Origin of the sequence: Streptomyces muensis (assembly GCF_021474425.1) — a bacterium.
GTDB classification, from domain to species: Bacteria; Actinomycetota; Actinomycetes; order Streptomycetales; family Streptomycetaceae; genus Streptomyces; species Streptomyces muensis.
Map to the genome: position 1 here is coordinate 15891 of NZ_JAKEIP010000022.1, position 20015 is coordinate 35905.

Below are 20015 nucleotides of genomic sequence, written 5' to 3' on the forward strand. Positions count from 1 at the left end.
GGGGCAACCGGGTGGGCCGCCCAGGGGACGGCGTCCCCCGGGCGGCCCGTCGGATGGCGGGCGGTCAGCCCTTGATGTCCGGGAAGAGTTCCAGGAACGGTTCCGCGGACGCCGTGACGCCCCGGCTGTACGGCGCGTCGAAGTCCCAGATGAGGAAGAGCAGGAAGGCGATCAGCGCGGAGAAGAGGCCGGCCAGGATCAGCTCACGGGGTGTGCGCCGGATCTGCAGGGCGAAGATCATCCCGATGGTGATGATGCCGCCCGCGATGAGCCCGAACCACACCACGCCCGGCATGGTCTCCCCGGTCGAGTTCGCCCGGGCGTTGCGCGCCTGGTCGGCGGCGGTCACCTGGTCCAGCAGCGGCTGGTAGGCCTGCGCCTCGAAGTCCGTCCTCGGCTCGTAGTCGGTGACGTCCTCGCGGACGCGCTGGAGAAGCTCGGTGCCGCGCTCGGTCATCCGGCCGTCGTCGGCCATCGTCTTCCACTCGGTGTCGACGACGTGTCCGACATAGGCGTTGACATCCTCCCGAATGCGGTCGCGGATGTCGGCGGGATAGACCCGGACCCGCTCCGAGACCTCGTGCAACGCCACGGCCTCGGCCTGGACGTGGTCCTGGGCGGCGCTGCGGCCCTCCCACACGCCGGCGATGGCCAGGCCCAGGACGATGGCGTAGACCACCCCGATCCACATCGTCATGTACTCGATGACGTCCGGGGTCTCGGAGGGATCCTCGTCCTCGGGGGCCGTGCGGTGCCGCAGGAGGGTGATGATGACCACCACGGCGCAGGCGGCCAGCATCGCGAGGGTGAGAACAAGCCATTCCGGCAAGACAAGCCTCCAGGTTCAGCAGGATCAGCGGGGCCGCAGCGCGGCCACGGCGGCGATGGCGGGCGCCGCGATGAGCAGGACGAAGGTGAGGGGCGACGGGGCGTCGCGGGCCGGCCGCCGGTGCTGGCTCGCGCGATAGGGCGGGTAGCGCACCGGGGTCACGGACGGACTCGGGGTGGGTTTGACCGACGGCTCGGGCGTCGGCGTCGGGATGGGCGCGGGCGGTGTCGGCCGTGGACGGGGCGGCGCGGGGCGCGGTGCCGGGGGCGCTTGGGTCGCCGGCGGAGGAGGCGGCGGCTCGGGTTTCGGGGTGGGCGTGGGTTCGGGAGTCGGCGTCGGTGTGGGGTCCGGTGAGGGCGACGGCCTCGGCGTGGGCGTCGGTGACGGTGTGGGCGTCGGGGTCGGGGTCGGAGTCGGGCAGTGCGGGGGAGTCGGCCAGGTGAGGCTCCCGGCGACCGCGACCGCCCTCGCGCCGTCCGGCCCGGTGTCGGCGTACGCGCAGACGGTGGCCTCCGCCACGGCCGCCGGTGCGGACACCAGGAGCCAGGTCAGTGTGAGCACCGTCAACACCCTGGTGGTCAGGGTGGATTGGGTCGGTTCGAGTCCATGCACGACGAAGATCCTGAGCCCAGTGCGCGCTTGCACACGCCGCAGAGTGAGCGGATTGCCCCGAACGGGCGACGCGGGAGTTCACAGGTGTGACGCGGGTGGCGTCACAGGTTCCCGAAAGAAATTTGTGCGCCCGTTGAACACGAGCGTGGCTGTCGTGCGTACCTCTTGTCGTGCGGCGGCGCAGCAGGGCGCTGCAACACCCTTGTGAGTATGGGGAGTTGACGATGAAGACCTCGTGGCGGAGCGCCTCGCTCGTGGTGAGCGCCGTGGCGGTGGCGGCGCTGACGACGGCATGCGGCTCGGAGACCGCCCCGCCGGCGAGCAGCCAGAACGTGGGTGCCACGGCCGCGGCCGGTGACTACGGAACCGCCGGTACGGGCCTCGGCAACGGATCCGGTTACGACGCCGGCGCGGCGGGCCAGGAGGCCGCCACGCAGCCGAGCTCGGCCGGCGAGCTGTCCGTCTCCACCAACCAGGAACTCGGCAAGGTCCTCACCGACAGTGCCGGAATCACGCTCTACCGCTTCGACAAGGACACCGTGGATCCGCCGAAGTCGAACTGCGACGGCGACTGCGCCACGAAGTGGCCGCCGGTCCCCGCGGACGACGCCACGGCCGGCGCCGGCATCGACAAGGAGCTGCTCGGCTCGGTGACCCGCTCCGACGGCACCAAGCAGCTGACGGTCGACGGCTGGCCGGCGTACCGCTATGCGAAGGACGTCAACGCCGGCGACGTCAACGGCCAGGGCGTGGGCGGCACTTGGTACGCGCTCGCCCCCGACGGCAAGAAGGCCCAGGGCGGCGCGGAGGGCGGGGCCGAGGCGGCCGGACTGCCGGGTCTGTCCACCCGCAAGGACGCCAAGCTCGGCGAGATCGTCATCGACAAGAACGGCCACACGGTCTACCGCTTCATGAAGGACTCGCCCTGGCCGATGAAGACGGCCTGCACCGGCGAGTGCCTGGAGAAGTGGCCGGTCATCGAGCCGGTCGACGCCAAGGACACCAAGGGCATCGACCTGAAGGGGTCCGGTCCCAGGGGCCAGGGGTACGTGGTCTTCGACCGGCCCGACGGGCTGAAGCAGCAGACCATCGACTGTGTGCCGATCTACACCTTCGCCGGTGACAAGAAGCCCGGCGACACCAACGGTCAGGGCGTCGGCGGCACTTGGTTCGCCATCCGCCCCGACGGCAAGCCGGTCGGCGCGCCGGAACAGTAGAAGATCACACCTCCCCAGGGTTGATCGCCTCACCAGTCGAACACGCACGAACCGCGGAGGGAGGGACGAGGACAGCGAGAGTGCCGGACGAACGGCCGGCGCGCCGGACCCACCGGTCCGCCCCCCGCGGCTCCACGCGCGGGGGGCGGACCGGTTTGCCGTGATTCACCGCGGTTCCTCGCCCTCTTTCACCATGGTTCGCAACTCTGTGGAATGCTTCGCATGCTTTCGTGAAGAGTGCGTGGGGCGTCCATGCGGCACGTGCCACAGGCAGTGACCGGGAACGGATGGTCAATTTCCGTTTCCGCTCGCTCCTTTGGCAGGCGATCAGTAGCCTCAGCTCGAACACCGGATCGCCTACGCCATGGAGAGATAGATGGAGCGTCCCGCCTGGGCCCCTCGGAGCATCGACATCTCGGTGCCCAGCGTCTCGCGGATCTACGACTACTACCTGGGCGGTTCGCACAATTTCGAGGTCGACCGGGAAGCCGGCCGCAAGGCCATGGAGTTCATGCCGGGACTCCCCAAGATCATGCAGGCGAACCGGGCGTTCATGCGCCGCGCGGTGCGCTTCGCGCTCGACGAGGGCATCACCCAGTTCCTGGACATCGGCTCCGGCATCCCGACCTTCGGCAACGTCCACGAGGTGGCCCAGGCGGCCAGCCTCGACGCACGCGTCGTGTACGTCGACCACGACCCGGTCGCCGTCGCGCACAGCCAGGCGGTCCTGGCGGGCAACACCGGCGCCGACATCGTCGCCGCGGACCTGCGCAAGCCCCGGGAGATCCTGGCCAGTTCCGAGGTCGAGCGCCTCATCGACCTGAACCGGCCGGTGGCCCTGCTGCTCGTTGCGATACTGCACTTCGTGGAGGACGAGGACGACCCGTACGGCGTGGTGGCCGAACTGCGCGACGCGCTCGCGCCCGGCAGCATGCTGGTGCTCACGCATGCCTCGTACGAGGGAATCCCGCTGTCCGAGGAGCGGGCCAAGGGCACCGTCGACGTATACAAGGACATTCGCAACCCGCTGATCATGCGCTCGCGCGACACCATCGCGCGGTTCTTCGAGGGGTACGACATGGTGGAACCCGGACTGGTGCCGATGCCGCTCTGGCGACCGGACACCGCACCGGAGGACGAGGATCCGTGGGCCTTCTCCGGGTTCGCCGGCGTGGGACGTACGGCGTGAGCGCGGGGCCGGACGGGCCGGAGGACAGACTGCGCAGGTTCGCGACGATCTGGAGCCGGGCGGTCTTCCCGGTGACCTCGACGTCGTCGACCCGGCCGGAGTTCGAGGAGCAACTGCTTCCGCTGGCCCGGCGGTTGAGCGAGGCGCTCAGGTCCAGGACCTTCGACGCGGACGAGGGCAAGGCGGTCGGCGCCGCCCTCGTCGGCGCGCACTGCACCGACCCCGAGGCCCTCAGCCGCTCGCTGGACTGCGTAGACGCCTACCTCGTGCTCTACTGCGGCACCGACGGCGACCAGGAGGACCAGCGGGCCCGCTCGGCGCGGCTGCAGCACGCCATGGCCGCCGGGTTCGCCCAGGCGCTGCGTGAGCGGACGCTGGCCGAGCAGGAGGCGATCTCCGCGGCCGCCCTCAAGGCGCAGGGCGTGGTGGCCCAGGCCCTGCACGCCACCGAGGCCCGCTTCCGCGCGGTCTTCGAGGGCGCCGCGATAGGAATCGGCATCGCCGACCTCGAGGGCAACGTCCTCCAGGTCAACGGCGCGCTGCTGAGGATGTTCGGCGTCTCCGAGCAGACCATGCAGGGCCGCAACGTCATGCAGTGGACCCACCCCGAGGACGCGCCGCAGACCTGGAAGCTCTACGAGGAACTCGTCCGCGGCGAGCGCGAGCACTACCACGTGGAGAAGGCGTTCTCCCGCCCTGACGGAACGGTCCTGTGGACCAACCTCACGGTCTCCCTGCTGCGCGACCCCGACGGCAACCCGCAGTACCAGCTGGCCCTCATGGAGGACACCACCGAGCGCCGGCTGCTCAATCTGCGGCTGCGCTACGAGGCCACGCACGACGCCCTCACCGGGCTGCCCAACCGCACCTTCTTCTTCGAGCGCCTGGAGAAGGCACTGGGCGCGGGCGAAGGCCAGCGCTTCGGCCTGTGCTACCTCGACCTCGACGGCTTCAAGACCGTCAACGACAGCCTCGGCCACGCGGCCGGCGACCGGCTGCTCGTCGAGGTCGCCGACCGGCTCCAGTCCTGCGCCACCGCGCCCGGCGAGATGGTCGCGCGCCTCGGCGGCGACGAGTTCGTGGCGCTGACCACCGGCCCCGACACCGAGCGCGAGGTCGACGAGCTCGCCGCCCGCATCATGAACGCGCTCATCGCCCCGATCAGCGTCGACGGCCGGGAACTGACCGTGCGCGGCAGCATCGGCATCGTCGAGGGGCCGGCCGGGGAGCGCAGCCCGGCGGAGGTGCTGCGCAGCGCCGACATCACCATGTACCGGGCCAAGTCGGCGGGCGGCAACCGCTTCGAGCTCGCCGACCCGGAGGCCGACGCCCGCGCCATCACCCGGCACGGGCTGACCACGGCGCTCCCGGCGGCCCTGGAGCGCGGCGAGTTCTTCATCGAGTACCAGCCGCTGGTCCACCTCGGCGACGGCAGTGTGCGCGGCGCGGAGGCCCTGGTGCGCTGGCTGCACCCGCAGCACGGCATCCTCGGCCCGGACCGGTTCATCCCGCTCGCCGAGCACACGGGACTCATCGTCCCGCTCGGCCGCTGGGTCCTGGAGCAGTCGGTGCGTCAGGCACGCGAATGGCGAGAGCTCCACGACGACTCCGGCCCTCTGCGCATCAACGTCAACCTCTCGCCCTGCCAGCTCACCCACCCCGGGCTGGTCCAGGACACGGTGGACATCCTGGAACGCACGGGCGTGGCACCCGACGCGCTCTGCCTGGAGGTCACCGAGTCGGCGTTGATCGGCGCCGACGACGATCTGCTCAAGCCCCTGCGGCGGCTCGCCGAGATGGGCGTCGACATCGCCCTGGACGACTTCGGCACCGGCTACTCCAACCTCGCCAACCTGCGTCGGCTGCCGGTGAGCATCCTCAAGCTGGACCGCTCCTTCACCCAGAGCATGCAGCAGTTCCCGGCCGACCCCGTCGACCTGAAGATCGTCGAGGGCATCGTCTCCCTCGCCCACAGCCTGAGCCTCGCGGTCACCGTCGAGGGCGTGGAGACCGGCGCCCAGGCCGAGCAACTGCGCATCCTGGGCTGCGACACCGCCCAGGGCTGGTACTACGCCCGCCCGGGCCCACCGGACCGACTGCACGAGCTGGCACTGGTGGACGCGACGGGGTGAGGAGGACTGTTCCGGGGGAGTGCAGCGCCCCGTAAGGGGCGCGGGGAACTGCGCGACCAGCCACAGCGAACCCGCACCCCCCAACGGCGCGATCCAGGCAGACGCAACCGGGCACAAAGCGCCCTCACCGCTCAAGCAACATCCGCTGCAGCTCCCTCGCGGCCCGAGGCGGAGCCACATCGCTGCGGTGAGCCAGCGCGATCGTCCGGTGCAACCCCGGCCGCGCCAGCGCGGTGACCCGCAGCCCCCGCCCCGACCGTGCCGCCACCATGCGCGGTACGACGGCCACGCCGAGCCCCGCCCGCACGAACCCCAACACCGCGTCCATCTCCCCGCCCTCCACAGCGAAATCCGGCTCGAACCCAGCGGAGCGACACGCGGCCACGGTCAGCTCGCGCAGGTCGTAGCCGTGCCGGAACATCACCAGGCGTTCGCCCTCCAGGTCGGCGATGCGCACGGTGCGCCGGCCGCCGCCCGGCCGGGGCGCCTCCGGCGAGGAGACGACCACCAGGTCCTCGCGGAGCAGCTCGACGGTGGTCAGCGCGGGGGAGGGTGTCGGGAGCGGCAGGACGACCAGGGCCAGGTCGAGGGCGCCGCGGGCGAGCTCCCGTACGAGGTCGTGCGAGCCGCCCTCCTCGATCAGCAGCTGGATGCCGGGATAGCGGTCGTGGAAGGCCCGCAGCACGTCCGGGAGCAGGCCCGTGCACAGGCTCGGCGTCGCGCCCAGCCTGACCCGGCCCCGGCGCAGCTGCACCAGCTCCTGCACCTCGTGCCGTGCGGTGTCCGCGTCGGCCAGGATGCGCCGGGCGAGCGGGAGGAGGGCCTCCCCGGCGTCGGTCAGCGTGATGTTGCCGCGCGCCCGCAGGAACAGGTCCGCGCCCAACTCCCGCTCCAGCGCCTTGATCTGCTGCGACAGCGAGGGCTGCGCGACATGCACCAGGTCGGCGGCCCGGGTGAAGTGCCGGGTCTCGGCGACCGCCACGAAGTACTGGAGCTGCTGGAACTGCATACGACCAGCATAGGACGTACATAGGGAACGCCTATGGAAACGAGCCGGACCATGTCTTGGACCGATGAGGCCGGGCGGCCGTAGCGTCCTGTTCCATGGCTCTGGCAACGCGGACGGATCGACGGCCGTCCATGGCACGCACGGTGTGGGACTCCACCGTCGGCAAGAAGACCGTGATGGCGGTCAGCGGACTGATCATGCTGCTGTACCTGGTCGTCCACATGATCGGAAACCTGAAGATCTTCTTCGGGGCGGGAGAGTTCAACCACTACGCGCACTGGCTGCGCACCGTCGGCGAGCCGTTCATGCACTACGAGTGGACGCTCTGGCTCGTCCGGATCGTGCTGGTCGTCGCGGTCGTCGCGCACGCCACCTCCGCGTACCAGCTCAGCCGCCGCGACATCAGGGCGCGCCCCAGCAAGTACGTGCACAAGAAGCCGCGCGCCTCCTACGCCACACGCACCATGCGCTGGGGCGGCATCATCCTCGGCCTCTTCATCGTCTGGCACATCCTCGACCTGACGACCGGCACCGTGCACTCCGGCGGCTTCCAGGAGGGCCGGCCCTACCAGAACGTCGTGGACACCTTCTCCACCTGGTACGGCAACGTCATCTACGTCGTGGCGATGCTCGCGCTCGGCCTGCACATCCGGCACGGCTTCTGGAGCGCCGCCCAGACCCTCGGCGCCGGCAGCCGCACCCGCGACCGCGCCCTGAAGGCCACGGCCGACATCCTCGCGCTGCTGCTCACGGTCGGTTTCATCGCCGTGCCCGTGGGCGTCATGACCGGATTGGTGAGCTGACATGTCTACCTACGCCGAGTACACGACCGGCGAACCGGTCGCCGACACCAAGGCCCCCTCCGGCCCGGTCAACGAGCGCTGGGACAAGCGCCGCTTCGAGGCCAAGCTGGTCAACCCCGCCAACCGGCGCAAGCACACGGTGATCGTGGTGGGGACCGGCCTGGCCGGCGGCTCCGCCGGCGCCACCCTAGCCGAACAGGGCTACCACGTCGTCCAGTTCTGCTACCAGGACTCCCCGCGCCGCGCCCACTCCATCGCCGCGCAGGGCGGCATCAACGCCGCGAAGAACTACCGCAACGACGGCGACTCCATCCACCGGCTGTTCTACGACACCGTCAAGGGCGGCGACTTCCGCGCCCGGGAGTCCAACGTCCACCGGCTCGCCCAGATCTCCGTCGAGATCATCGACCAGTGCGTCGCGCAGGGCGTGCCCTTCGCCCGAGAGTACGGCGGCCTGCTCGACACCCGGTCCTTCGGCGGCGTCCAGGTCTCCCGGACCTTCTACGCCCGCGGCCAGACGGGCCAGCAGCTGCTCCTCGGCGCGTACCAGGCGCTCAGCCGGCAGATCGCGGCGGGCAACATCGAGATGCACCCGCGTACCGAGATGCTCGACCTGATCGTCGTCGACGGACGGGCGCGCGGCATCGTGGCCCGGGATCTGATCACCGGTCGCATCGACACCTACTTCGCGGACGCCGTCGTACTGGCGAGCGGCGGCTACGGCAACGTCTTCTACCTGTCGACGAACGCCATGAACTCCAACGCGACGGCCGTCTGGCGGGCCCATCGCCGCGGCGCCTACTTCGCCAACCCGTGCTTCACCCAGATCCACCCCACCTGCATCCCGCGCACCGGCGACCACCAGTCCAAGCTGACGCTGATGAGCGAGTCGCTGCGCAACGACGGCCGGATCTGGGTCCCGAAGGCCAAAGGCGACGACCGTCCCGCGAACAAGATCCCCGAGGACGAGCGCGACTACTACCTGGAGCGCATCTACCCCTCCTTCGGCAACCTGGTCCCGCGCGACATCGCCTCCCGCGCCGCGAAGAACGTCTGCGACGAGGGCCGGGGCGTCGGGCCGGGTGGACAGGGCGTCTACCTCGACTTCGCCGACGCCATCAAGCGCATGGGCCGCAAGGCCGTCGAGGCCAAGTACGGCAACCTCTTCGACATGTACCAGCGGATCACCGACGAGGATCCGTACGAGGTGCCGATGCGGATCTATCCGGCCGTGCACTACACGATGGGCGGACTGTGGGTCGACTACGACCTGCAGACCACCATCCCGGGCCTGTTCGCGGTCGGCGAGGCCAACTTCTCCGACCACGGGGCGAACCGGCTGGGTGCCTCGGCCCTGATGCAGGGCTTGGCCGACGGCTACTTCGTGCTGCCGGCCACCATCAACGACTACCTCGCCCGCAATCCGCACCACGAGAAGGTCACCGCCGAACACCCCGTCGTACAGGAGGTGCTGGCGGAGACCGAGGACCGGCTCAACCTGCTGCTGTCCGTCGACGGCGACCGCACACCCGACTCCTTCCACCGCGAGGTCGGCGAGCTGATGTGGGAGTTCTGCGGGATGGCCCGCACCGACTCCGGCCTGCGCAAGGCACTGGAGCGCATCCCGCAGATCCGTGAGGAGTTCTGGCGGCGCATCAAGGTCCCCGGCACCGGCGAGGAGTTCAACCAGTCACTGGAGAAGGCCAACCGCGTCGTCGACTACCTGGAGCTCGCCGAGCTCATGTGCCTCGACGCACTGCACCGCGGCGAGTCCTGCGGCGGCCACTTCCGGGAGGAGTCGCAGACACCTGACGGTGAGGCGGCCCGCAAGGACGACGAGTTCGCCTACGCGGCGGCCTGGGAGTTCACCGAGACCGGCGCCGCTCCGGTCCTGCACAAGGAAGACCTCGTCTTCGAGTACGTCCACCCCACCCAGCGGAGCTACGCATGAAGCTCACCCTGCGCGTCTGGCGGCAGAAGAACGCCGACGCCGAAGGCGCCATGTCCACGTACGAGGTGGACGGCATCTCGTCCGACATGTCGTTCCTGGAGATGCTCGACACCCTCAACGAGGAGCTCATCCTCCGCGGTGAGGACCCCGTCGCGTTCGACCACGACTGCCGTGAGGGGATCTGCGGTGCGTGTTCGCTCGTGATCAACGGCGATGCGCACGGGCCGGAGCGGACGACCACCTGTCAGCTGCACATGCGGTCCTTCAAGGACGGCGACACGATCGATGTCGAGCCGTGGCGGGCGTCCGCGTTTCCGGTGATCAAGGATCTGGTCGTCGACCGGTCGGCGTTCGACCGGATCATCCAGGCCGGGGGGTACATCACCGCTCCCACCGGTGCGGCTCCTGAGGCGCATGCCACGCCGGTGCCGAAGCCGGATGCCGACCTCGCCTTCGAGCACGCCGAGTGCATCGGGTGCGGGGCGTGTGTGGCTGCCTGTCCCAACGGGGCGGCGATGCTGTTCACTTCCGCCAAGGTCAACCACTTGAACGTGCTGCCGCAGGGTGCGCCTGAGCGGGAGACCCGGGTGCTGGACATGGTGGCGCAGATGGACGAGGAGGGCTTCGGGGGCTGCACGCTGACGGGGGAGTGCGCCACTGCTTGCCCCAAGGGCATCCCTTTGATGTCCATCACGAGCATGAACAAGGAGTGGCTGCGGGCTGCGCGCAAGGTGAAGCGGTAGCGCCGTAGCAGGGGCGGTTGTTCGGCGGCTGCGGGTTCGTCGTGGCTTGTCGCGCAGTTCCCCGCGCCCCTTTGGGGCGCTGCAATGAACGTTCGCCGACATGTGCGGACGGGCGGGGTCGGGAGGTGCTCCCCGGCCCCGTCTCGCCTTTCGGGGCGTGCCTAGCGAAGCGTTCAACCTCCGCACATCAACTCTCCTGGCACAGGTCACGCGGACGCCAACCGGCATCGGAAGAACAGGGGCGGCACCTCACACCGCTCGCCGTCCCCGGCCCGTGACCAGGAGTAAGCCATGACCGGCGTACTGACCGTCGACCGTCCTCCGCAGCCCGCGGCACCCACCCGCTACACCGTCGGCCTCGCCCGGAACGAGGAGGACGTGCGCGCCGCCCAGCGGCTGCGGCACGATGTCTTCGCCGGTGAGATGGGGGCCCTGCTGGCCACCCCGCAGCCGGGTCACGACATCGACGCCTTCGACGCGTACTGCGACCATCTGCTGGTGCGCGAGGAGGTGTCCGGGCAGGTCGTGGGCACCTACCGGCTGCTGCCGCCGGAGCGCGCAGCGGTCGCCGGGCGGCTGTACTCCGAGGGCGAGTTCGACCTCGGCCGGATCGACGCCCTGCGCCCCGACCTGGTGGAGGTCGGCCGCTCCTGCGTGCACCCCGACCACCGCGACGGCGCCGTCATCAGCCTGATCTGGGCCGGCATCGCCCGGTACATGGTCGACCGCGGCCACGAGTGGCTGGCCGGCTGCTGCTCGATCCCGCTGGCCGACGGCGGCACGCTCGCGGCCGGGACCTGGGACCGGGTGCGGGCCAAGCACCTGGCCCCTGAGGAGTACCGGGTACGACCGCTGCGGCCCTGGCAGCCGACCGCCCCGGCCCCCGTCACCCGCACCGAACTCCCGGCCCTGCTGCGCGGCTACCTCCGCCTCGGCGCCTTCGTCTGCGGCGAGCCCGCGCACGACCCGGAGTTCGGGGTCGCCGACCTGTATGTGCTGCTGTCGATGCGGCGGGTCAACCCGCGCTATCTGCGGCACTTCCTCTCCCTCGTCCCGGCGTGACGGACGTGGCCGCCATGACCACCCACTCGCTCGGTGCCGTGCATCGGATCCACCCCGTCGAGGCGCCGAACCTCTGGCGGCCCCACGCGCCCTGCACCCCGCAGGCGTGCGTGGGCGGCCGAGGGCGCGTCAGAGCCGTACCCCTGGCCGTGCTGCGGCTCACGGCGGTTCTGGCCCTGCTGGTCGTCGGGTTCGTGGCCAGTCCGCTGAGTGCGCGGATACCGGCGGCACTGATCCGGCGCTGGTGCGGCTGGATCGTGCGGGCCGCGGGGGTCCGGGCACGGATCGAGGGGAGCGCCGCGCCCGACGGCGGGCTGCTGCTCGTCGCCAACCACGTCTCCTGGCTGGACATCCCGCTGCTCGCCGCCGTCCGCCCCGCCCGGATGCTCGCCAAGTCGGAGATCCGGGACTGGCCCGTCGCGGGGTGGCTGACCGCCCGCAGCGGCGCCCTGTTCATCGACCGGGACCGGATCCGTGCCCTGCCCGACACGGTGGCCCGGATCGCCGAGGCGCTGCGGGCCGGACAGGCGGTCGCCGTCTTCCCCGAAGGCAGCACCTGGTGCGGCCGGTCCCAGGGCCGCTTCCGCCGGGCGGCCTTCCAGGCGGCCCTCGACGCGGACGTCCCCGTCCAGCCGGTACGCCTGCGGTACGGGCTGACTAAGGGCGCGCCCAGCACGGCGGCCGCCTTCGTCGGCGAGGACGCGCTGCTCACCTCGGTGTGGCGGGTGGTGCGGGCACGTGAGCTGGTCGCCGACGTCGAGGTGCGGGAGGTCATCGCGCCGGGGCGTCACACCGACCGCCGTGAGCTGGCCCGAGCCGCCGAACGCTCTACGCTACCGGGGTCGCATCAGCCGCAGATCCTCACCCCAGCCGTCCAGCACCGCCCCGTGTCCCGCGCGGCGGGCCGCGGCCTCCACCAGGGCGAACAGCCGCCGCTGGACCACCACATCGCCGCTCGCGGAGACACGGTCCACGTCCCGCAGCAGGGCGGCGCCGTCCCAGCCCGGCAGCGGGTGGCGGGCGAGCTCCCAGCGTAGGTACTTGTTGTACGGGCGGGGCCGCCGGTCCAGGGCGAAGAGCAGCTCCAGCAGGTGGCCCATGCTGTCGGCGGCGTCGAGCCGGGCGGCGAGCGGCTCGCCGTCGCGGTCGTTCTTGACCGAGCGGTAGAGCGAGTTGGCGTACGCGTCGAGCCATCGGCCGGCCGTCCGGAACGCCTCGTCGGCGCAGAGACGCGCCTTGACGGCGAGGATCTCCGCGATCCCGCCGTCCAGCCGGTCGAGCACGACCCGGGCCCGGGCGAGGGCGTACCGCTCGAAGCCGGGCATTCCGGCCGCCCGGAACTCGGCGAGAGACACGATCACCAGATCAAGCCGGGCCGTGCGATGGCCGGTGAGGCGACGCAGGTCCGTCCCCGCGCCGTCCGCGAGGACGACGTACAGATCGTGGTCGGAGTGCTCGGTGGCCATGCCGTCATGGGCTCGCGAGCCCTTCAGGACGAGGCCGACGACGGCGGGGTCGGCCGTGGCGAGGGCGACGAACGCGTCGTAGGTCAGGTGCCGGCGCGCATGCTGCGCTGTCATGCTTGATCTCCGTGGGACGGTGACGGGTATGCCTGCCTGGGCAGCCACGGAACATCCGGGCGCCCGCACGGTCCGCGACGGCACGCGCCGCCGCGCGGAGGATCAACGCACGCGGCGATTCTACGAGCGGCAACCGCCCGGCCCTCAAGGGAGTTTCCGGACGTCACGCCCGTCGGATCAGCGCATCGCACGGGCCAGATACGGCGCCGTGGCACTCCCCTTCGCACGCGCCACCTCCGCCGGCCGGCCCGCCGCCACGATCCGCCCGCCCGCGTCCCCGCCGCCCGGCCCGAGGTCGATCACCCAGTCCGCGCCCGCGACGACGGACATGTCGTGCTCGACCACGACCACGGTGTGCCCGGCGTCGACGAGCCCGTGCAACTGTTGCATCAGCACCTCCACGTCGGCCGGGTGCAGGCCGGTCGTCGGCTCGTCGAGGAGGTACAGGGTGTGGCCGCGACGAGCGCGCTGCAGCTCGCTCGCCAGCTTGATCCGCTGGGCCTCACCACCGGACAGCTCGGTCGCCGGCTGCCCGAGCCGCAGATAGCCGAGGCCGACGTCCAGCAGGGTGGCGAGACTGCGGGCCACGGCCGGGGTGTCCGCGAAGAAGTCCGCGGCCGCCTCGACTGTGAAGTCCAGTACCTGCGCGATGTTCCGCCCCCGGTAGGCCACTTGGAGCGTCTCGGGGTTGTAGCGGGCCCCGCCGCAGTCCGGGCACGGCGCGTAGGTGCTCGGCAGGAACAGCAGCTCCACGCTGACGAAGCCCTCGCCCTGGCAGGTCTCGCAGCGTCCTCCCGCGACATTGAAGGAGAAGCGTCCGACGCCGTAACCGCGCTCCCGTGCCTCGTCGGTGGCCGCGAACACCTTGCGTACGACGTCGAAGAGACCGGTGTAGGTGGCGAGGTTGGAGCGCGGGGTGCGGCCGATGGGCTTCTGGTCGACCGCGACCAGGCGCCCGACCCCCGCCAGGTCGCCGGTGATCTCGCCGATGAGCGTGGACTTGCCCGAGCCGGAGACACCGGTGACGGCCGTGAACGCGCCGAGCGGGAACTCGGCGGTCACCCCGCGCAGGTTGTGCCGGGTGACCGGGCCGACCTTCAACTGGCCGTGCGAGGCACGCACTTGGCGTACAGCGGCGGGGGAGTCGTCGAAGAGGAAGCGGGCCGTCGCCGACTCCGCGACCGTCGCCAGCTCCGCCACCGGCCCGCTGTGCAGCACCTGCCCACCGTGCTCACCCGCGCGCGGACCCACGTCGACCAGCCAGTCGGCGCCCCGCATGACGTCCAGGTGGTGCTCGACCACGAACACCGTGTTCCCGGCCGCCTTCAGCCGCGCCAGCACCGTCAGCAGCGCCTCCGTGTCCGCCGGGTGCAGTCCCGCGGACGGCTCGTCGAGGACGTACACGACACCGAAGAGCCCGGACCGCAGCTGGGTCGCGAGCCGCAGGCGTTGCAGTTCGCCCGCCGACAGCGTCGGCGTGGCCCGGTCGAGGCTGAGATAGCCGAGGCCGAGCTCGACGACGGGCGCGATACGGGACCGGAGGTCCTCGGTCAGGACACGGGCCGTCTCCGACGCGGCCTCGCCGTCCAGGGTGCCCGCCAGCTCGGTGAGCGGCAGCGCGGCCAGCTCGGCGATCGTCCGGCCCGCGAAGGTCACCGCCAGCGCCTCGGGCCGCAGCCGGCTGCCGCCGCACGCCGGGCAGGGCGCGGCGGCGAGGAAGCGCTCCGCCCTGGCCCTGAGAGCCGGGCTCTTGGAGTCGGAGAACGTCTTCATGACGTACCGGTGGGCGCTCATGTACGTGCCCTGGTACGGCCGTTGGATGCGGTCGGCGTCGCGCACCGGGTGGACGGTGACGACCGGCTGCTCGTCGGTGAACAGGATCCACTCGCGCTGCTCGGCGGGCAGTTCGCGCCAGGGCCGGTCGACGTCGTGGCCGAGCGCGTCGAGGATGTCGCGCAGGTTCTTGCCCTGCCACGCCCCCGGCCACGCGGCAATCGCGCCCTCCCGGATCGACAGCGACGGGTCGGGGACCAGCAACTCCTCGGACGTACGGTGCACCTGCCCGAGCCCGTGGCACTGCGGGCACGCCCCGGCCGCCGTGTTCGGCGAGAAGGCGTCCGAGTCGAGCCGCCCGGCGCCCGGCGGGTAGGCGCCCGCGCGGGAGAACAGCATCCGCAGCGAGTTGGAGAGGTTGGTGACCGTGCCGACGGAGGAGCGCGACGTCGGCGCCGAGCGGCGCTGCTGGAGCGACACCGCGGGCGGAAGTCCGCTGATCTCGCCGACCTTCGGCGCGCCGACCTGGTGGATCAGCCTGCGTGCGTACGGTGCGACGGACTCGAAGTAGCGGCGCTGGGCCTCGGCGTAGATCGTGCCGAAGGCGAGCGACGACTTCCCGGAGCCCGAGACGCCTGTGAACACGGTCAACACGTCCCGCGGGATGTCGACGTCCACGCCCTTGAGGTTGTGTTCACGGGCGCCACGGACATGGACGTACGGATCTTGCGGGGAGTACATAAGGACCAGATTGTATGCGAACCGGGCGTACGTCTGTCCGAGCCACCTGGTGTTCACGAAGCCGTCGGCTCACCCACACCGGCCGCCCTTACCGTCTCGCCAGTCTCTCTTCCTACCGAGGAGTATCGTGAGCGCCTCAGCTCTGAGCACTCTCACCGCCGCGCTGCTGATGGTCACGGGCGCGTCCGCCCGGCAGCCGGTCTCCGTCTCCGCACGCGTGGAGACCCCCGCCGTCCACGACGACGAAGCGGGCGGCAACGCCGACGCCGACGACCCGGCCGTCTGGGTCGACCCCCGCCACCCGGGCCGCAGCCTCGTGATCGGCACCCTCAAGGAGGCCGGCCTCGACGTCTACGGCCTCGACGGCAGCCGGCTCCAGCACATCCCCGCCCCCGCGGCCCCCGGCGAGGACGCCGCCCCCGGCCGCTTCAACAACGTCGACGTCGTCTACGGCTTCGAACTGGGCGGCCGTAAGACCGACCTGGCCCTGGTCAGCGACCGCGGCCGGGACCGCATCCGGGCCTACGCCATCGACCCGGCCGCCGTGGCCGCGGGCAGGCCCCCGCTGAAGGACGTCACGGCGGCCGACGCCGCGCCGGTCTTCTCCGCGAGCGAGACCGAGGTCGACGACCAGCGCACCGCCTACGGCCTGGCCGCCTTCAGCGACGACGAGAACGCCTACGCCGTGGTGTCGCGCCGCTCGGAGACCCGCGTACGGCTGCTGCGGCTGGAGGACCGGGGCGGCCGCGTCGGCTACCGGGCCGAGGACACCCTCGACCTGCCCGCCTCCTTCACGCTGCCGAACGGCACGAGCTGGACGCCGTGCGCCGACCCCGGCGACCACGCGCAGGTCGAGGGCATGGTCGTCGACCAGGAGGAGCACGTCCTGTACGCCGCCCAGGAGGACGTCGGGCTGTGGCGGGTCGACCTCGACGACGAGGAGTTCGGGCGGCCGAGGCTGATCGACCGGGTGCGGGAGTACGGCACGCCGTGGACGTACGACGCCGAGGAAGAGGAGTGCGTCGTCGACACCGCCCACGACCCGGGCTTCGGCGGTGAGCACCTGAGCGCCGACGCGGAGGGCGCGGCGATCTACCACGCCGCCGACGGCAAGGGATACCTGCTCGCCTCCAGCCAGGGCGACAACACCTTCGCCGTGTACGAGCGCCAGGGCCGCAACGCCTACCTCGGCTCCTTCGCGGTCACCGACAGCGCCGCCACCGACGGTGTGCAGCACTCCGACGGTGCCGCCGTGCTCAACGTCCCGCTCGGCCGCTCCTTCCCCAAGGGCCTGCTCGTCACCCACGACGGTGAGGCGACGCCGGCGGACGGGGAACGGGAGGGCACCGACTTCAAGTTCACGGGCTGGGAGTCGGTGGCGGGCGCGTTCCCGAAGCCGCTGACGATCGACACCGGGTCCTTCGACCCGCGCGACCCGGACTGAGCCACCGGCCGCGATCTCGCCCGGATCAGGCGCTGACGATCCGGGCGAGCCCGCGGTAGGAGTCCAAGAGGGCCGCGCGGTCGTACGTACTGGTCGTGACCAGCACCTCCTGCGCTCCCGTCTCCTTCAGCACCGTCTCCAGCTCGTGCGCCACCTGCTCCTGAGTCCCGGCGATGTGCCCGGCGAGACCGCCCTCGTAGAAGCCACGCTCCTTGTCGCTCATGGTGAGCGCCTCGACGCGTTCGGCGGGCGGCAGCGGCGGGAACGTGCCGTGTGTGCGCGAGTGCGCCATCGACCAGGCCTCGGGCACGAGCAGCCGCCGGGCCTCCTCGGGCGTACCGGCCACCGCGATCGTGCCGGAGATCACGACGTACGGTTCATCGGCCCAGAAGGAGGGCTCGAAGCGGTCGCGGTAGTGATCGATCCCGCGCCGCATCTTCTCCCTGTTCCTCAGGTCACCGATGACCATCGGCAGACCCGCGCGGGCCGCGATGTCCGCTCCCTCGCCCATGGCCAGCACGAACGGCGGCACCGCCAGACCCTCGGCGGGACGCGCGTGCACCCCCGTCGACGAGGTGCCACGGAACCAGCCGAGCAGCTCCTGGATCTGCGCCGCGAAGTCCTCCGCGTCCCCCTTGTCCCGCCCGAGCGCCCGGCGCACCCCGTCGGTGAAGCCGACCGAACGCCCCAGCCCCATGTCGATACGCCCCGGGAAGAGCGACTCCAGCACCCCGAACTGCTCGGCCACGACCAGCGGTTGGTGGTTGGGCAGCATCACGCCGCCGGTCCCGACCCGGATACGGCGGGTCGCGGACGCGACGGCGGCGGCCAGCACGGTCGGCGCGGAACCGGCGACACCGGGCACGCCGTGGTGCTCCGAGACCCACACACGGTGGTAGCCGAGCGTCTCCAGCTCTCGCGCCAGCGTCACCGTGTCACGCAGTGCCTCGGCGGTCGTGTGCCCCTCCCGGGTGCGGGAGCGGTCCAGGACGGAGAAGCGGGTCTGCGCGATCACGGAACTCATACGAGGTTCAACACCGTGGCGCCCAGGGGATTCCCTAGAGCTGGAGCGCGGCCTCGTGCTCGTGATCGCAGGTGTCGTCGATGCCGTACGTGTCCCAGGCCGGGAACGGATCGGCGGCCGGGACGTGCTCGCCGTCCGCCAGCAGGCATCGGGTCAGGGCGGCCCGGAGTGCCGGTGCCCGCAGGTGCGTGCCGATGAAGACCAGCTCCTGCGCGTACGGCGCGTCGTCGTCCCGTGCGGCACTGGGCTCGAATCGGGCGACGGAACCGGCCTGCGACCACAGCCCGGTCACCCGCGGACGGCTGGCCAGGGTGAAGAACCCCTTGGAGCGCAGCACCTTCCCGTACGTGCCGCTGTCGAGCTCTTCCGTGACGAAGGTCCACAGCCGCCCGGGGTGGAAGGGCGCCTCGGAGCGGAACACCGTGGAGGAGATGCCGTACTCCTCGGTCTCCGGCACGTGGTCGCCGTTCAGCTCCCGCACCCAGCCGGGCGCCTGCTGGGCCCGCTCCAGGTCGAACAGGCGCGTACCGAGCACCTCTTGGAGCGGCACTTGTCCCTGTACGGCGTCGACGAGCCGCGCGGTGGGGTTGAGCCGGCGCAGTGCCGCCCGGAGCCGGTCCGCCGTCACCGCGTCCACCAGGTCGAGCTTGTTGAGGACGATGACGTCCGCGAACTCGACCTGGTCGACGAGGAGGTCGCTGACGGTGCGCTCGTCGTCCTCGTACTGGTCGAGGCCGCGTTCGGCGAGTTCGTCGCCGCTGTCCAGCTCGGTAAGGAAATTGGCGGCGTCGACGACCGTGACCATGGTGTCCAGGAGGGCGAGGTCGCCGAGGGTGGCGCCGTCGTCGCGGGCGAAGGCGAAGGTGGCGGCGACCGGCATGGGTTCGGAGATGCCGGACGACTCGATGAGGAGATGGTCGAAGCGGCCTTCGCGGGCGAGCCGGTCGACCTCCTCCAGGAGGTCGTCGCGCAGGGTGCAGCAGATGCAGCCGTTGGTCATCTCGACCAGGCGCTCCTCGGTCCGCGACAGGGCGGCCTCGCCGCCGCGCACCAGGGCGGCGTCGATGTTGACCTCGCTCATGTCGTTGACGATCACCGCGACACGCAGGCCTTCGCGGTTGCCGAGGACATGGTTGAGCAGGGTCGTCTTGCCGGCCCCGAGGAAGCCGGACAGGACGGTGACGGGCAGACGACGGTCGTACGGCATCCCCGGTCAGCCCTCGGGGCGCAGCAGCCCGCGCTCGTACGCCTTCACCAGGTGCTGCGGCACGAGGTGGCTGACGCCGTCGACGGTGACGGGGACGAGCTGCGGGGTGCTCGCCTTCCATTGGGCGCGGCGGTGGCGGGTGTTGCTGCGGGACATCTTCCGCTTGGGGACAGCCATGACGGACCTCCTCGGTGGGTGAACACCGAGGACGCTACATGAAAATGGATCCCATTAACAATTGTGGTGCCGTCGTATTGCCGTGTACTGCCGTTGTCCGGCCGCGGAGTCAGCGGCGGGAGCGCACCCGGGCGTCCCGTGGCGGCTGGATGAACTGGAGCTCCAGGGTGACGGGCGGCGGGGCGAGACCCGGGCCGCCGGCGGCCGCCCACTGCACGATCTCCTCCGTGCAGTCGTCGTCCATCGCGAACCCCACCCACGTGGCCCGGCCGCCGGCCCGGCGTCCCGCGGCCGACGGCTGGACCACGATCACGTTGGCCTGGTCGCAGGGACCCAGGCAGTCGGTCGTACGGACCTGGAAGCCGTGCTCGGAGCCGGCGGCGCGCAGGCGCTCCAGCTGCCAGGCGTGGTCGGTGCCGGGGTGCTTGCGGGGGTCACCGCAGCAGCAGCCCCGGCAGACGACGAGGGTGCACGGGCGCTCACGGGCGGCGCCGATCAGGAACGTACGAGCAGACATGACGA

General features: G+C 71.2%; 17 protein-coding genes and 1 pseudogene. 9 read left to right on the forward strand and 9 right to left on the reverse strand.

The features are described from left to right. Positions 1-64 precede the first annotated feature (64 nt). Together L0P92_RS08980 and L0P92_RS08985 are read right to left on the reverse strand one after the other, a co-directional pair. Positions 65-829, reverse strand: coding sequence for a bestrophin-like domain (locus L0P92_RS08980; RefSeq protein WP_234761985.1), 765 nt, complete (start codon positions 827-829; stop codon positions 65-67). 24 nt (positions 830-853) lie between these two features. After that, positions 854-1390 (reverse strand): hypothetical protein, encoded by a 537-nt coding sequence (locus tag L0P92_RS08985; protein WP_234761986.1) that lies wholly within the window; start codon positions 1388-1390, stop codon positions 854-856. Between the two features lie 275 nt (positions 1391-1665). On the opposite strand from L0P92_RS08985, the gene L0P92_RS08990 reads away from it, so the two are divergent. From L0P92_RS08990 to L0P92_RS09000, 3 genes are all read left to right on the forward strand, one after another. Next, positions 1666-2658 (forward strand): SCO0930 family lipoprotein, encoded by a 993-nt coding sequence (locus L0P92_RS08990; RefSeq protein ID WP_234761987.1) that lies wholly within the window; start codon positions 1666-1668, stop codon positions 2656-2658. Between the two features lie 376 nt (positions 2659-3034). Continuing rightward, positions 3035-3847 carry an SAM-dependent methyltransferase gene (locus L0P92_RS08995; RefSeq protein WP_234761988.1) on the forward strand — a complete coding sequence of 271 codons (813 nt, stop codon included), beginning with the start codon at positions 3035-3037 and terminating at the stop codon, positions 3845-3847. Continuing rightward, complete coding sequence (locus L0P92_RS09000) at positions 3844-5979, forward strand: putative bifunctional diguanylate cyclase/phosphodiesterase (protein WP_234761989.1); 2136 nt, start codon at positions 3844-3846, stop codon at positions 5977-5979. The genes L0P92_RS08995 and L0P92_RS09000 overlap by 4 nt, the downstream gene beginning before the upstream one ends. Before the next feature lie 124 nt (positions 5980-6103). Here L0P92_RS09000 and L0P92_RS09005 read toward each other — a convergent pair whose 3' ends face one another. Beyond that, a complete protein-coding gene (locus tag L0P92_RS09005; RefSeq protein ID WP_234761990.1) occupies positions 6104-6988 on the reverse strand; it encodes a LysR family transcriptional regulator in 885 nt (294 codons plus the stop codon). 131 nt (positions 6989-7119) lie between these two features. On the opposite strand from L0P92_RS09005, the gene L0P92_RS09010 reads away from it, so the two are divergent. The 5 genes and pseudogenes from L0P92_RS09010 to L0P92_RS09030 all read left to right on the forward strand — a co-directional run. After that, positions 7120-7791 (forward strand): succinate dehydrogenase, encoded by a 672-nt coding sequence (locus tag L0P92_RS09010; RefSeq protein ID WP_234761991.1) that lies wholly within the window; start codon positions 7120-7122, stop codon positions 7789-7791. Between the two features lies 1 nt (position 7792). After that, positions 7793-9742, forward strand: a complete 1950-nt coding sequence (locus tag L0P92_RS09015; RefSeq protein WP_234761992.1) for a fumarate reductase/succinate dehydrogenase flavoprotein subunit — start codon at positions 7793-7795, stop codon at positions 9740-9742. Beyond that, the gene (locus L0P92_RS09020) at positions 9739-10485 is read left to right on the forward strand and encodes a succinate dehydrogenase/fumarate reductase iron-sulfur subunit (RefSeq protein WP_234761993.1); all 747 of its coding nucleotides are present in this window, start codon (positions 9739-9741) and stop codon (positions 10483-10485) included. Before L0P92_RS09015 ends, L0P92_RS09020 begins: the two co-directional genes overlap by 4 nt. Before the next feature lie 291 nt (positions 10486-10776). Then, a complete protein-coding gene (locus L0P92_RS09025; protein ID WP_234761994.1) occupies positions 10777-11547 on the forward strand; it encodes a GNAT family N-acetyltransferase in 771 nt (256 codons plus the stop codon). A 14-nt stretch (positions 11548-11561) separates the two neighbouring features. Next, a pseudogene (locus L0P92_RS09030) lies at positions 11562-12131 on the forward strand (lysophospholipid acyltransferase family protein); the annotation flags it as partial. Positions 12132-12380: 249 nt separating this feature from the next. On the opposite strand, the gene L0P92_RS09035 reads toward L0P92_RS09030, so the two are convergent. Together L0P92_RS09035 and L0P92_RS09040 are read right to left on the reverse strand one after the other, a co-directional pair. After that, positions 12381-13127: a hypothetical protein gene (locus L0P92_RS09035; RefSeq protein ID WP_234761995.1), complete on the reverse strand. Its 747-nt coding sequence runs from the start codon at positions 13125-13127 to the stop codon at positions 12381-12383. Between the two features lie 177 nt (positions 13128-13304). Next, complete coding sequence (locus tag L0P92_RS09040; RefSeq protein ID WP_234761996.1) at positions 13305-15641, reverse strand: ATP-binding cassette domain-containing protein; 2337 nt, start codon at positions 15639-15641, stop codon at positions 13305-13307. Between the two features lie 127 nt (positions 15642-15768). On the opposite strand from L0P92_RS09040, the gene L0P92_RS09045 reads away from it, so the two are divergent. Further along, complete coding sequence (locus tag L0P92_RS09045; RefSeq protein ID WP_234761997.1) at positions 15769-17085, forward strand: phytase; 1317 nt, start codon at positions 15769-15771, stop codon at positions 17083-17085. 25 nt (positions 17086-17110) lie between these two features. Here the strand turns inward: L0P92_RS09045 and L0P92_RS09050 are convergent, their stop codons facing one another. The 4 genes from L0P92_RS09050 to L0P92_RS09065 form a co-directional block, all read right to left on the reverse strand. After that, on the reverse strand, positions 17111-18109 hold the full coding sequence (locus tag L0P92_RS09050) for an LLM class flavin-dependent oxidoreductase (RefSeq protein ID WP_234761998.1): 999 nt from the start codon (positions 18107-18109) through the stop codon (positions 17111-17113). 34 nt (positions 18110-18143) lie between these two features. Then, a complete protein-coding gene (locus tag L0P92_RS09055) occupies positions 18144-19316 on the reverse strand; it encodes a GTP-binding protein (protein WP_234761999.1) in 1173 nt (390 codons plus the stop codon). Between the two features lie 6 nt (positions 19317-19322). Then, a complete protein-coding gene (rpmF, locus tag L0P92_RS09060; protein ID WP_062716000.1) occupies positions 19323-19493 on the reverse strand; it encodes a 50S ribosomal protein L32 in 171 nt (56 codons plus the stop codon). Positions 19494-19602: 109 nt separating this feature from the next. Further along, positions 19603-20010, reverse strand: coding sequence for a (2Fe-2S) ferredoxin domain-containing protein (locus tag L0P92_RS09065; protein ID WP_234762000.1), 408 nt, complete (start codon positions 20008-20010; stop codon positions 19603-19605). Between the last annotated feature and the right edge of the window lie 5 nt (positions 20011-20015).